General features: G+C 69.4%; 12 protein-coding genes. 3 read left to right on the top strand and 9 right to left on the bottom strand.

Annotation, left to right across the window (positions count from 1 at the left end; all coding sequences use genetic code 11):
* Window positions 1-183: 183 nt before the first annotated feature.
* Together ACFU97_RS16350 and ACFU97_RS16345 are read right to left on the bottom strand one after the other, a co-directional pair.
* On the bottom strand, window positions 184-519 hold the full coding sequence (locus tag ACFU97_RS16350; protein WP_016437222.1) for a hypothetical protein: 336 nt from the start codon (window positions 517-519) through the stop codon (window positions 184-186).
* Window positions 516-743 carry a hypothetical protein gene (locus tag ACFU97_RS16345; protein WP_384256387.1) on the bottom strand — a complete coding sequence of 76 codons (228 nt, stop codon included), beginning with the start codon at window positions 741-743 and terminating at the stop codon, window positions 516-518. The genes ACFU97_RS16350 and ACFU97_RS16345 overlap by 4 nt, the downstream gene beginning before the upstream one ends.
* Window positions 744-925: 182 nt before the next feature.
* On the opposite strand from ACFU97_RS16345, the gene ACFU97_RS16340 reads away from it, so the two are divergent.
* Window positions 926-1,870 carry a helix-turn-helix transcriptional regulator gene (locus ACFU97_RS16340; protein ID WP_384256385.1) on the top strand — a complete coding sequence of 315 codons (945 nt, stop codon included), beginning with the start codon at window positions 926-928 and terminating at the stop codon, window positions 1,868-1,870.
* 27 nt (window positions 1,871-1,897) lie between these two features.
* Complete coding sequence (locus tag ACFU97_RS16335; protein WP_384256382.1) at window positions 1,898-2,875, top strand: LuxR C-terminal-related transcriptional regulator; 978 nt, start codon at window positions 1,898-1,900, stop codon at window positions 2,873-2,875.
* On the opposite strand, the gene ACFU97_RS16330 is transcribed toward ACFU97_RS16335, so the two are convergent.
* The 7 genes from ACFU97_RS16330 to ACFU97_RS16300 form a co-directional block, all read right to left on the bottom strand.
* A complete protein-coding gene (locus ACFU97_RS16330; RefSeq protein ID WP_384256380.1) occupies window positions 2,838-3,887 on the bottom strand; it encodes a LuxR C-terminal-related transcriptional regulator in 1,050 nt (349 codons plus the stop codon). The genes ACFU97_RS16335 and ACFU97_RS16330 overlap by 38 nt on opposite strands.
* A 311-nt stretch (window positions 3,888-4,198) precedes the next feature.
* Window positions 4,199-5,317: a substrate-binding domain-containing protein gene (locus ACFU97_RS16325; RefSeq protein ID WP_384256378.1), complete on the bottom strand. Its 1,119-nt coding sequence runs from the start codon at window positions 5,315-5,317 to the stop codon at window positions 4,199-4,201.
* A gap of 216 nt (window positions 5,318-5,533) precedes the next feature.
* Window positions 5,534-5,983 carry a heat shock protein transcriptional repressor HspR gene (locus ACFU97_RS16320; protein ID WP_384256376.1) on the bottom strand — a complete coding sequence of 150 codons (450 nt, stop codon included), beginning with the start codon at window positions 5,981-5,983 and terminating at the stop codon, window positions 5,534-5,536.
* A 5-nt stretch (window positions 5,984-5,988) separates the two neighbouring features.
* Entirely contained in the window at window positions 5,989-7,164 is a 1,176-nt protein-coding gene (dnaJ, locus tag ACFU97_RS16315; RefSeq protein ID WP_384256374.1) for a molecular chaperone DnaJ, read from the bottom strand.
* Window positions 7,165-7,197: 33 nt separating this feature from the next.
* Entirely contained in the window at window positions 7,198-7,863 is a 666-nt protein-coding gene (gene grpE / locus ACFU97_RS16310; RefSeq protein WP_384256371.1) for a nucleotide exchange factor GrpE, read from the bottom strand.
* Window positions 7,860-9,704 (bottom strand): molecular chaperone DnaK, encoded by a 1,845-nt coding sequence (gene dnaK / locus ACFU97_RS16305; protein ID WP_384256369.1) that lies wholly within the window; start codon window positions 9,702-9,704, stop codon window positions 7,860-7,862. The genes grpE and dnaK overlap by 4 nt, the downstream gene beginning before the upstream one ends.
* Before the next feature lie 95 nt (window positions 9,705-9,799).
* Window positions 9,800-10,912: an MraY family glycosyltransferase gene (locus ACFU97_RS16300; RefSeq protein ID WP_384256367.1), complete on the bottom strand. Its 1,113-nt coding sequence runs from the start codon at window positions 10,910-10,912 to the stop codon at window positions 9,800-9,802.
* A gap of 216 nt (window positions 10,913-11,128) precedes the next feature.
* Between ACFU97_RS16300 and ACFU97_RS16295 the strand changes: the two genes are divergently transcribed.
* Window positions 11,129-13,411, top strand: coding sequence for a (Fe-S)-binding protein (locus ACFU97_RS16295; RefSeq protein ID WP_384256364.1), 2,283 nt, complete (start codon window positions 11,129-11,131; stop codon window positions 13,409-13,411).
* Window positions 13,412-13,529: the final 118 nt, after the last annotated feature.

The following is a 13,529-nucleotide window of genomic DNA, read 5'->3' as shown; positions in this document are numbered from 1 at the left end:
TGGGGGGGGGGGGGTGGGGGGGGGGGGGGGTGGGGGGGGGGGGGGGGGGGAGGGGGGGGGGGGGGGGGGAGGGGAAAAACGCCCCCCCCCCCCTCCTTTTTGGGGCCGCGACGTCCCCCCCCCCCCCCCCCCCCCGCTGCGGGGGGAAGCACCTGAGCGATCTGTTACGACGGGGGAATCGCGTCAGGCACTGCGGGGGGTGGCTGAGATGGTCCGAACATCGGGGGTTTCCGGTTCCACCAGCCGGTGGTCTCGCTGGTCCAGATTCACAAAGATCATTCCGTACCGGATGGCACATCGGACGGGCTGCGGCGCCCCCCGAGGCCTCCGCAGACACCGGTACGCCCGTACGTCCTCGTCCTCGTCGCGCGTGACGACGACCGGCTCACCGAAGACGGTCACCATCAGCGAGTCACCGGAGTGGGGGATCGCGGTGACAAGGTCGATGAAGTGCCAGCCCGATCGGTAGGCCGTGGCCATCTCGCGGCGGAAGGAGCGGTCGTCGGGTGGAGTGGTCATGACTCGGCGACCCACGTGCTGTCGGTGGGGGCGACCCATGTGCTGTCACCCGGGGTGGCGGACGCCGCGACGATCCACGTGCTGTCGCCGGTACCGGCGGCCGACACGGAAGTCGTCCTCCACGTGCTGTCCTGCGCTGCGTCGCCCTTCGCCCCCGTGAGGCCGCTCAGGGCTCCGATGGCCAAGGCGGCGGAGAAGGCGGCGGCGAGCGCCGAGCGAAGCATTCTCTTATGCATAGTCGGCTTCGTCCTCATTTGAAGGTCACCTCTCCCCCGTCCGAATACGACGATGGCCCATTCCGGCACGTCATGGCCACACAAACGATGCATCATGTTCCTGCACGTTCAGGACCCTGGGGGGTGGAGATCTGGTGATAAATGAGACTAAGCGGACACATCCCCATGGGTTGACCGACCTGTGCGAGGACGGACGCCGCATTTACGGCAACGCTCTCCGGACGGGACGCATAGCCCGTGCGGATGTCGAACCAGCACCGTGTCTGATGGAGTTCGCCCTGCTTCATCCCGATCCTGACGACCCCAACTGGCTGCGCCCCGTACCGCCTTCGGTGGCCCTTGCCCAGAGGCTCACACCGATCGAGAACGAGATCACCCAGCGCAGGCGGCTGTCCATCGAACTGGCAGACGCTTTCGAGCCGTTCATGGCCCTGAGCGCCCAGTCGTCCGCGACCACCCACTCCATCACCGTGCTGGAGGGCCTCGACCGGATCAACGCGGCGCTCGATCTTGCCACGTCCCAGTGCCACACGGAGATGCTGACCGTCCAGCCGAGCCGACGGCGACTGGAGCACACCCTCGCCCAGGGCCTCAACCGCGACCGGCCGTTGATCGAACGGGGCTGCCGCATCCGCACGCTCTACCAGCACCCGGCCCGCTACAGCCCCGAAACCCTCGCCTACGTCGCCCAGTTCACCGACGGCAAGGTGGAGTACCGCACGATCGACGAGCTGGTCGAGCGGCTCATCATCTGCGACGAGACGGTGGCCTTCATCCCGACCCGCGACGACGGCGAGATCGCGCTCGAACTCCGGCATCCGGGACTGGTCCGCTACCTGATCAAGGTCTTCGAGTTCATGTGGACCCGCGCGGTCCCGCTGAGCGCCGGCGCACCCTACGAGACCGCCCCCGACGGGATCACCGAGATCCAGCACTCCATCGCCAAGCTCCTGGTCGAGGGCCATGTCGACGAGGCGATCGCGCGGCGGCTGGGCATGAACGTGCGCACCTGCCGCGCCCACATCGCCAAGCTGGCGCTGGCCCTGGGCAGCGGCAGCCGGGCCCAACTCGGCTTTCTCATAGCGCAGTCGGGGATCCTGAAGCAGGAGCCCTGACATCGATCCGGAGGAAGTGGGTCATTCGTGACGAGTCAGGCGCACCGGCACGGCCCGGAGGAGCTGTGCGAAGCCGGGCTGGAGCTCTACGGGCGCGCCCTGCGCGACGGGCAGGTGAGCGGCGCGGACGCCGACTCGGCGCCCTGCGTCGTCGACTTCGGCCTGCTGCGTCCCTGTGTCACCGACCTCGGCCGCCTGGAACCCGTCGCCCCGGCCGTCGCGCTGCACCGCCTGTTGCGCACCTCGGCGGACCGCATCGCCGGCGAACGGCGGCGTGAGGAACGGCTGGTGGAGACGTTCGGGGCCCTCATGAGCGTCGGAGGGCGGCCCGCAGGAGCACCGGACCCGCCGGCCATCGAGGTCGTCGACGGGCTCGACCGGATCAACGAGGCCATCGCCAAGGCCATGGCCGGCGCCACCCGCGAGCTGCTCGCGATCCAGCCCTACAACGGCCGCAGCCCCGCCGAGCGCCTGGCCAAGAGCCTCGGCCGCGACCAGGACCTGCTCGACCGCGGCGGCCGTATCCGCACGCTCTACCAGCACACACAGCGGTACTCGCCCGCCGTCGTCGCGCGCTACGAGCAGCTCACGGGCGACGCCGAGGCACGCACCCTCGACCAGATCACCGAACGCCTCATCGTGGTCGACCGCGAGGTCGCCTTCATCCCCGCCAACGCGGACCGCACACTCGCCCTGGAGGTCCGGCACCCGGTCCTCATCGACTACTTCGCCGTCATCTTCGACCGCCTCTGGCACATGGCCACGCCCATGCATCCACAGGCCGTCGCCCGCGCCGCCCCGACGGGCTTCACCCCCCGCCAGCACGCCATCGCCGCCCTCCTCGTGGAGGGCCACACCGACACCGACATCGCGGAGCGGCTCGGGATGAACGTGCGGACCGCCCGTGTGCACATCGCCAAGCTCGCGGCCACGCTGGGCAGTGAGAGCCGGGCGCAGCTGGGCTATCTCATCGGGCGGTCGGGGATTCTTGACCGGGAAGCGTGATCGGGCCCGTGTCGCTGGGGTGACGGTGGCCGTCCAGGCCCACCTGGGCGATGCGGACGCCGAGTTGGGTGCGGCTGGCCGCGCCGAGGGTCTCGGAGAGCCGGGCGATGTGCGCGCGGCACGTACGGACGCTTATGCCGAGCCGCTCCGCGATCACCGCGTCCTGGTGGCCCTCGGCCAGCAGCGCCGCGATGGACTGCTCGCGGTGGGAGATGCCCTCGATGCCGGTGTCGGGCAGCGGCGCGGTCAGCGGGATCGCGAGGCGCCACAGGCGCTCGAAGACGGTGACCAGGTAGCCCACCAGGGCCGGGTGGCGCAGCTCCAGGGCGAGCGTGCGGTCCGCGTTGGCCGGGATGAACGCCACCGTGCGGTCGAACAGGATCAGCCGGTCGATCACCTCGTCCAGCGTGCGCGCCTCGACCGAACCGCCCATCAGCTCCAGGTAGTTGAGCAGGCCCTGGCCGTGCCGGGCCACATGCGTGTACAGGTCGCGCATCCGCACGCCCCGCCCGCGCAGCGTCAGCGCCCGGTGCAGGCCCTCGGTGAGCTCGTCCTCGGGCCGGATGCCGCCGGGCTGGACGGTGAGGACCTCCGTCGTGCAGGCCTCGGTCGCCGCGTCCATCGCGGCCTGGATGCGCGACAGCCCGTCCAGGACCCGGATCGCGGCGCCCTCCGCGGCGCCGGAGCCCGGGGCCGCCTCCGTCTCGGGGCCCAGGCCCGCGTACCGCTCGACCGCGGCGACCGCCGCACCCACCCGCCGCTGACTGGCGCTGACGTCGTCGTAGACGCCGCGCAGGAGCCGTGTCATGACCTCCTGCGGGGACGTGGGGACGAGCCAGTCCATGTCGTCGGGGTCGGGGTGCAGCAGGGCGAGGTCCAGCAGGCACGGCACCGGCCCGGCGTCCCGGCGCGGCACGCGGCCGCGCCGTACGGCCCGGGAGTACACGCGCTCCCCGGCCTCGCACAGTCGGTCAGCACCGTGTGGATGCTCCTCCGTCCCGTGCCCGGCCATCGCCCATCCCACCCCCGGTTTCGCCGCCTTCGCAGCGCAACTATGCGCGGACGGGACCGGCTCCGCAACACGGCTCGACCCGAGGTCACGGTCGTTGCGCACCGATAACTCCCGCTTTGTGCGGTCCTCCTCCTGCCGCATTGCAACAAGCTGACGGTCTGGGAGGCGGAGCGGTACGCGGGAGGCGGGTGCCGGACCGGCGGCGGCCGGATCACGTCCAGGCCCAGGGTGCACTCAGGGGCTGCCGTGACCCTTCACGACAGCCCCTGCAACGATCGCGTCCGCAAAGGCGGAACGTCTTGCGCGGTCTCCTACTTCAGGCCGATGGCCGCGCACTCCGAGGCGTACTTGGAGGTGCAGATCTGCGAGACCTTGTAGATGCCGTCGGCGACGACCGTCGACTTGATGTTCTTGCGCGTCAGCGCGGTGACGGTGACGAGCTGCGCCGGGATCTCCTTGTTCGTCGGGCTGTCGACCGTGTCCTGGGTCAGCGCGTCGAACTCGATGTCCTTGCCCTGCACCTTGGCGACGGCCATCTGCGCGGCCGCCTGGGCCTCCTGCGGGTAGGACTTGTAGACGCTCATGTACTGCTCGCCGGAGACGATCCGCTGCACGGCGGCCAGCTCCGCGTCCTGGCCGGTGAGCGGCGGCAGGTGGGAGATGCCCGCGTCCTCCATGGCCTTGACGATGCCGCCGGCCATGCCGTCGTTGGCGGAGTAGACGCCCGCGATGTTGCCCTTGCCGATCGCCTTGATCGCGTCGGACATGTTGGACTCGGCGTTCTTCGGGTCCCAGTCCTTGGTGTCGAAGGACCGGGCGATGGTCACCTTGCCCTTGAGCTCGGACAGCGCGCCCGCCTTGAACTGCTTGGCGTTCGGGTCGGTGGGCGAGCCGTTCATCATCACGATCTTGTCGGACGTGCCGGCGTCGCTGCCCAGCGCGTCCAGCAGCGAGCGGCCCTGCACCTCGCCGACGAGCTCGTTGTCGAAGGAGATGTACGCGTCGATCGGGCCCTCGGCCAGCCGGTCGTAGGCGATGACCGGGATGCCCGCGTCCTTCGCCTTCTTCACCTCGCCGGCGATGGCGTGCGAGTCCACCGCGTCCAGCAGGATGATGTCGACCTTGTCGTCGATCATCTTCTGCATCTGGGTCGCCTGCTTGTCCGCGTTCTGCCCCGCGTTGGCGTAGGCGACGTGGCCCTGGTCCTTCGTCAGGGAGGAGACCTGCTGCTTGATGATGGGGTAGTCGAAGTCCTCGTACCTGGTGTTGGCCGTCTCCGGCAGCAGGAGACCGATCGTGACGTCGTTGCCCTTGGTGGGGCTCGCCGAACTGCTGTCACCCGAGACGTTCAGCACGCCGCAGGAGGCAAGTGACAGGCTTGTCGCGGCTACTGCCACGCAGAGGGCGGTACGACGGATGCGGGTGTTCACTGCTGTTGACCTTCCGAACAAGGGTGCTTGAGGCGTCCCAGGTGAAGGAAGCCAACGCTTTCTTCACACGATCGTCAAGGAATAACCAGGTAATGAGACGTCAACGTTAGAGTTCGCTCGCCCTTCTGACGGAAGGCGACCGGTCGTGCACGCACGACAGGGGCCCGGAATGTCTCCGGGCCCCTGCCGACACGTGACAAGACGTGACAAGCCGCGTCAGTCGGACCGCTGCCGCTTCGGCCGCCAGACCACCAGCGCGCTGCTCTGCTGCACCTCCTGGTACGGCACCAGGTCGCGGCGGTACGACGCGTGCACCGCCGCCTCGCGCTGCTGCATGGCCGCCGCCGCGCCCTCGACCGCCGTCTGGAGCTCGGCGACGCGCTGCTGGAGCGCGGCGACCTGGTTCTCCAGCTCGATGATCCGCTTGATGCCGGCCAGGTTGATGCCCTCGTCCTGCGACAACTGCTGGACGGTGCGCAGCAGTTCGATGTCGCGGGCCGAGTAACGACGGCCGCGGCCCGGCGTGCGGTCGGGCGAGACCAGGCCGAGGCGGTCGTACTGGCGCAGGGTCTGCGGGTGCAGGCCGGAGAGCTGGGCCGCCACCGAGATGACGTAGACCGGGGTCTCCTCGGTCAGTTCGTACGGATTGCGTCGACGGCCGTCCATCTCCCTCAAGCTCCCTTCGCGGCCTGGAACAGCTCCGCCCGCGGGTCCTCACCCGCGGTTGCCTCGCGATACGCCTCGAGCGCGTCACGAGCCTTCCCCGTCACGTCCTTCGGGACACTCACCTCTACGGTGACCAGCAGATCTCCGCGGGTGCCGTCCTTGCGGACCGCGCCCTTGCCCCGGGCGCGCATGGTGCGGCCGTTGGGCGTGCCCGGCGGCAGCTTCAGGGTGACGGGCGGGCCGCCCAGGGTGGGCACTCTGACCTCGCCGCCGAGGGCCGCCTCGGAGAACGTCACCGGGACGGTCACGGTCAGGTTGTCGCCCTTGCGGCCGAAGACGGGGTGCGCGGAGACATGGACGGTGACGTACAAGTCGCCCGCCGGCCCGCCCCGTTCACCCGGTGCGCCCTTGCCGCGCAGGCGGATGCGCTGGCCGTCCTGCACCCCGGCCGGGATGCGGACCTGCATGGTCCGGGACGACTTGGCGCGACCCGAGCCCTTGCAGACCTCGCAGGGGTTCTCCGCGATCAGACCGCGGCCCTTGCAGTCCGGGCAGGGGTCGGTGAGGGAGAAGCCGCCGCCGGAGCCCCGCGCCACCTGTCCGGTGCCGACGCACGTCGGGCAGACCCGCGGGTTGCCGTTGGCGTCGCCGGTGCCGGAACAGGCCTTGCAGGGCGCCTGCGAGGACATGCGCAGCGGGACCGTCGCCCCCTCGATCGCCTCGGTGAAGCTGAGGCTGACCTCGGTGTCGATGTCCTGACCGCGCCTGGGCTGCACCCGCGTGGTGCCGGAGCTGCCCCGGTTGAACAGGCCCCCGAAGACGTCACCGATCCCGCCGCCGAAGCTGCCGGAGCCCTGGCCGCCCTGGCCGCCGCCGAAGAGGTCGCCCAGGTCGAAGTTGAACGAGCCGCCGCTGCCGCCCGGCCCCGGGCGGAAGCCGCCGTTGCCGAACAGGGCGCGCGCCTCGTCGTACTCCTTGCGCTTCTTGGGATCGCCGAGAACGTCGTTCGCCTCGGAGATCTCCTTGAAGCGCTCCTCGGCCTTGGCGTTGCCCTTGTTGGCGTCCGGGTGGAACTCGCGGGCGAGCTTCCGGTACGCCTTCTTGATCTCGGCCTCGGTCGCGTCCTTGGGGACGCCGAGGACCTTGTAGTAGTCCTTCTCGATGAAGTCCTTGGTGCTCATCCTCGACGCCCCTCCTTTCTCATCGGTTCAAGCTCAGCCCTCGTCCGGGCCACCGCTCTCCTTGTCGTCGGCCGCCTCGGCGGAGTCCTGGGACTCCGGCTTGACGGTCTGCGCCCCCGGCTGAGGCTCGGCCACGGCCACCCGCGCGGGGCGGATGGTGCGCTCGCCGATGCGATACCCGGGCTGCAGAATCGCCACGCACGTCGTCTCGGTGACGTCCGGCGCGTAGCTGTGCATCAGGGCCTCGTGGATCGTCGGGTCGAAGGGCTCGCCCTCCTTGCCGAACTGCTGCAGACCCATCTTCGCCGCCACGGTCTCCAGCGACTCCGCCACGGACTTGAATCCGCCGACGAGTTCGCCGTGTTCCCGCGCGCGGCCGATGTCGTCGAGCACGGGCAGGAGCTCGGTCAGAAGATTCGCGATGGCGATCTCCTTGACCGTGATCCGGTCCCGCTCCACGCGGCGGCGGTAGTTCTGGAACTCGGCCTGGAGCCGCTGGAGGTCCGACGTGCGCTCACCGAGCGCCGTGCGTACCTGGTCCAGCTGCGCCGTCAGACCGGCGATCTGTACTGCTGCGTCCCCGTCCGGGGCCGCCCCCTCCCCCGCGGAGGGGGAGGCGGCCTTCGGCTCGGCGTCGTCAGGTGTGGCGCCGGAGGGGACGTCGGGCTTCTCGTCGAAGCCCGGGGTCTCCTCCGTCACGCGGCACCGTCCTTGCGCTCGTCGTCCACGATCTCGGCGTCCACGACGTCGTCGTCGGCCTTCGGGGCCTCGGCGCCGGCGGACTCGCCACCGGCGGCCTGCGCGGCCTGGGCGTCGGCGTACATGGCCTGGCCGAGCTTCTGCGAGACGGCCGCGACCTTCTCGGTGGCGGTGCGGATCTCGGCGGTGTCCTCGCCCTTGAGCGCGGCCTTCAGCTCCTCGACGGACGCCTCGACCTCGGTCTTGATGTCGCCGGGGACCTTGTCCTCGTTGTCCTTGAGGAACTTCTCCGTCTGGTAGACGAGCTGCTCGCCCTGGTTGCGGGACTCGGCGGCCTCGCGGCGGGCGTGGTCCTCCTCCGCGTACTTCTCGGCCTCCTGGCGCATCCGGTCGACCTCGTCCTTCGGCAGCGAGGAGCCGCCGGTGACGGTCATCTTCTGCTCCTTGCCCGTGCCCAGGTCCTTCGCGGTCACGTGCATGATGCCGTTGGCGTCGATGTCGAAGGCGACCTCGATCTGCGGGACACCGCGCGGGGCCGGCGGCAGACCGGTCAGCTCGAACATCCCGAGCTTCTTGTTGTACGCCGCGATCTCGCGCTCGCCCTGGTAGACCTGGATCTGCACGGAGGGCTGGTTGTCCTCGGCGGTGGTGAAGATCTCGGACCGCTTGGTCGGGATCGTCGTGTTCCGCTCGATGAGCTTGGTCATGATGCCGCCCTTGGTCTCGATGCCGAGGGACAGCGGGGTCACGTCGAGGAGCAGGACGTCCTTGACCTCACCCTTGAGGACACCGGCCTGCAGGGCGGCGCCGATGGCGACGACCTCGTCCGGGTTGACGCCCTTGTTGGCGTCCTTGCCGCCGGTCAGCTCGCGCACCAGCTCGGCGACGGCGGGCATACGGGTGGAGCCACCGACGAGGACGACGTGGTCGATCTCGTTGATGGAGATGCCGGCGTCCTTGATGACGTTGTGGAACGGCGTCTTGCAGCGCTCCAGCAGGTCCGCGGTCAGCTGCTGGAACTGGGCCCGGGTGAGCTTCTCGTCCAGGTGCAGCGGGCCCTCGGCGGACGCCGTGATGTAGGGCAGGTTGATCGAGGTCTCGGTGGACGAGGACAGCTCGATCTTGGCCTTCTCGGCGGCCTCGCGCAGACGCTGCAGGGCCATCTTGTCCTTGCTGAGGTCCACGCCGTGACCGGACTGGAACTGCTTGACCAGGTAGTCGACGATGCGCTGGTCCCAGTCGTCACCACCGAGGTGGTTGTCGCCGTTGGTGGCCTTCACCTCGACGACGCCGTCACCGATCTCCAGGAGGGACACGTCGAAGGTGCCGCCACCGAGGTCGAAGACGAGGATCGTCTGGTCGTCCTTGTCGAGGCCGTAGGCGAGCGCGGCCGCGGTGGGCTCGTTGACGATGCGAAGGACGTTCAGACCGGCGATCTCGCCGGCCTCCTTCGTCGCCTGGCGCTCGGAGTCGTTGAAGTAGGCCGGGACGGTGATGACCGCGTCCGTGACCTTCTCGCCCAGGTAGGACTCGGCGTCGCGCTTCAGCTTCTGCAGGATGAACGCGGAGATCTGCTGCGGGTTGAAGGGCTTCCCGTCGAGCTCGATCTTCCAGTCCGTGCCCATGTGGCGCTTCACGGAGCGGATGGTCCGGTCCACGTTCGTGACCGCCTGGCGCTTGGCGACCTCGCCGACGAGCACCTCACCGTTCTTCGCGAAGGCGACGACGGACGGCGTGGTCCTGGCACCCTCGGCGTTGGTGATGACGGTGGGCTCGCCGCCCTCCAGAACGCTGACGACGGAGTTAGTCGTGCCCAGGTCGATGCCGACCGCACGTGCCATGGTGATCTTCCTCCAGCTGACTTGAGTGGAACGGACTCAAGTGTGCACGACACCCGGCAATGGGTCAACAGACCTGAGTCCGGGGGGCTCAACTCTTATCCGTTCCTTACACGCAAGCGGCCGCTGACCTGGGATGATACGGATCTGGCCGGCTGCGTGGACATCGACCGAACCTGTGTGGAGACCGGTCTGCCGGCCTGCGTGGACAACGGTCCGCCGGCCTGTGTGGGCACGGGCCGGCGCACATACACCGGCACCCGGAGCAGCAGCAGCACGACGATGAGTGCCCCGGCCGCCACCCAGAACACCCCGGACCGGGCGGTCCAGCCGATGTGCGTGAGCACGCCGTCGAGCACCCCGGCGAACGCCCCGATGGCCGGCAGCACGGTCGCCCCCTGCGGCGTGAGCCCCAACCGCCGTAGCCGGTGGGCGAGATGGTCGGGCCCGCCGCGCAGCAGCGGCCGCCCGGCCAGCCGCCGCGACAGGATCACCAGGAGTACGTCCACGGTCGCCACGGCGGTGATCGGGAAGAGCACGCCCGCGCTGTCCGCGAGCCCGTAGCCGGCCCGGGTGCACACCGCCGCGGCCGCGAGCACGAACCCGGTGAACAGGGACCCGCAGGCGCCGAGGCCCACGCGCGCGGGCGGCCAGTTGTGCATGAGGAACCCGGTCAGCGCGGCGGCCAGCACGCTCAGCAGCACGGCGAGCCCGTCCATCACCTCGGCCGCGGCGCAGGCGCCCACCCCGAAGGCGGTGACGACCCCCACGGTCCCGGCGAGCGCGTCGGCGTGGTCGAGCGCCTTGAAGGCGACGGAGACGAAGACGATCCAGCCCACGGCGAGCAGGCCCGCGGGCACCCCGGTCTCCTCGTACGGCACGACACAGGCCGCCGCCACCGCCGTACCGGCGACCAGGACCCGTGACTTGACCCGCCGCAGGTCCGCGACCAGTCCGAGCAGGGCGACGGCGCCTCCGGCGAGCAGCAGCCGGCCCACGCCCTCGCCGAGCGGCGCGACGCCCGTGCGCTCGCCGGCCACCACGACGGCGCCGGTGGCGAGCACCACGGCGACACCCCCGGCCAGCGGCACGGGCCGCTGCCGTCGTCTGCGGTCGAGGATTCCGAGGCGCAGCGCGGGCACCCGCAGCAGTGCGGTGAGCACGGCTGCGAGCAGCAGGGCGGTCGTGGCGGCGGCGATCCCGTAGAGCACGGATCTAAGTTAGGCGCGAATGTACCAATTTGGCATGAATAACACGATCGCATCGTCACAGACCTTTAAGGCGACCCTCAGCGACGCAGATCACCGAGCTGCTGGCTACAGTGCGACGGAAGATGGGGGTAGTCTCAGACGGACTGCATAAGTTACCGCTTAGTAATGTCGAGGCTCTCCCTCGAACGAAACCTCGCAGGCCCGAGGAGCCCCCAAATGCAACTCGCCGCGATCATCGTGTCGCTGGTCCTGACCGTGGTCGGTGTTGCGCTGCTCGCACGCGCCATCGGCCAGTTCGTCCGGTACTTCAAACTGGGCCAGCCCGTGCCCGCGGGCAGCAGGACCGACAACCCCTATGCGCGCAGCGTGACGCTGGTGCGTGAGTTCCTTGGCCACACCCGGATGAACCGCTGGGGCATCGTGGGCTTCGCCCACTGGTTCGTGGCCGTCGGCTTCCTGACGCTGCCGCCGACCCTGGCGCAGGCGTTCGGCCAGCTCTTCCAGGCCGACTGGATGCTGCCGGTGATCGGCGACTGGCTGCCGTTCGAGATGTACACCGAGTTCATCGGCGTGATGACCGTGATCGGCATCGTCGTGCTGATCACCATCCGGCTGCTGAGCCTGCCCTCGCGGCCGGGCCGCAAGTCGCGCTTCGCGGGCTCCAAGGCGGGCCAGGCCTACTTCGTCGAGTACGTCATCCTCACCATCGGCCTGGCGATCTACGTGCTGCGCGGCCTGGAGGGCGCACTGCACCACGTGGAGGGCTACGAGGCCGGCTACTTCGCCTCGTACCCGCTGGTGCTGGCGTTCAAGGGCCTGAGCGTTTCGGCGCTGCAGAACCTGGTCTACCTGACCGCCATGATCAAGATCGGGACGTCGTTCATCTGGATGATCGTGGTGTCGCTGAACACCAACATGGGGGTGGCCTGGCACCGCTTCCTGGCCTTCCCCAACATCTGGTTCAAGCGCAACGCCGAGGGCGCCACGGCGCTCGGCGCGCTGCAGCCGATGACCTCGGGCGGGCAGCCGATCGACTTCACCGACCCGGGCGAGGACGACGTCTTCGGCGTCTCCCAGGTCGAGCAGTTCTCCTGGAAGGGCCTCCTCGACTTCTCCACCTGCACCGAGTGCGGCCGCTGCCAGTCGCAGTGCCCGGCCTGGAACACCGGCAAGCCGCTGTCCCCGAAGCTGCTGATCATGAGCCTGCGGGACCACGCGCACGCCAAGGCGCCGTACCTGCTGGCCGGTGGCGGCAAGAACATGGAGGGCGAGGAGAAGGCCTCCGAGGAGCAGCTCAAGGACGTGCCCGCGGCGGCGCTCGCGGAGGCCGAGCGACCGCTGATCGGCACCGCCGAGGAGAACGGCGTCATCGACCCGGACGTGCTGTGGTCCTGCACCACCTGCGGCGCCTGCGTCGAGCAGTGCCCGGTGGACATCGAGCACATCGACCACATCGTCGACATGCGCCGCTACCAGGTGATGATCGAGTCCGCGTTCCCGTCCGAGGCGGGCACGATGCTCAAGAACCTGGAGAAGAAGGGCAACCCCTGGGGCCTGGCCAGGAAGCAGCGCCTGGAGTGGCTCAAGGAGGTCGAGTTCGAGGTCCCGGTCGTCGGCCAGGACATCGAGGACCTCACCGAGGTCGAGTACCTGTACTGGGTCGGCTGCGCCGGCTCCCTGGAGGACCGCGCCAAGAAGACCACCAAGGCCTTCGCGGAGCTGCTGCACATCGCGGGCGTCAAGTTCGCGATCATGGGCGGCGACGAGAAGTGCACCGGTGACTCCGCCCGCCGCCTCGGCAACGAGCCCCTCTTCCAGGAGCTCGGCATGGAGAACGTCATGGCGCTGAACATGGCGTTCGGCGAGGAGCTCGACGACGACGGCAAGGTGACCGAGGAGTCCCGCAAGCCGAAGTCGGCGAAGAAGATCGTCGCGACCTGCCCGCACTGCCTCAACACGATCGGCAACGAGTACCCGCAGCTCGGCGGCGACTACGAGGTCATCCACCACACCCAGCTGCTCCAGCACCTGGTGGACGAGGGCAAGCTCACCCCGGTCACCCCGGTCGAGGGCATCATCACCTACCACGACCCCTGCTACCTGGGCCGCCACAACAAGATCTACACGCCGCCGCGCGAGATCATCGCAGGCGTGCCGGGCCTCAGGAACGAGGAGATGCACCGCCACAAGGAGCGCGGCTTCTGCTGCGGCGCCGGCGGCGCGCGGATGTGGATGGAGGAGCGGATCGGCAAGCGCATCAACAACGAGCGCGTCGACGAGGCCCTCTCCGTCAACCCGGACATCGTCTCCACCGCCTGCCCGTTCTGCCTCGTCATGCTGACCGACTCGGTCAACGGCAAGAAGAACGACGGCAAGGCCAAGGAGTCCATCCAGGTCGTCGACGTCGCCCAGCTCCTCCTGGAGTCGGTCAGGACGCCCCTCGACCCGGCGGGCGAGGCCGAGCAGGAGAACGAGCCCGAGCCGGAGCCGGTGAAGTAGTCCCCGGTCACGGCCGTCACGGCGCCCCCCCCCCCCCCCCCGCAAAGGGGGCCATCCTCGCAGCCCCCCCCCAACCTTTCTTCCGTCCCCACTTTCGACCAACCCCAAAAAAAAAAAA

It is taken from the genome of Streptomyces sp. NPDC057616, from assembly GCF_042800575.1.
In the GTDB taxonomy this organism is placed as follows: domain Bacteria; phylum Actinomycetota; class Actinomycetes; order Streptomycetales; family Streptomycetaceae; genus Streptomyces.
This window is presented reverse-complemented; position numbering and strand designations above follow the sequence as displayed.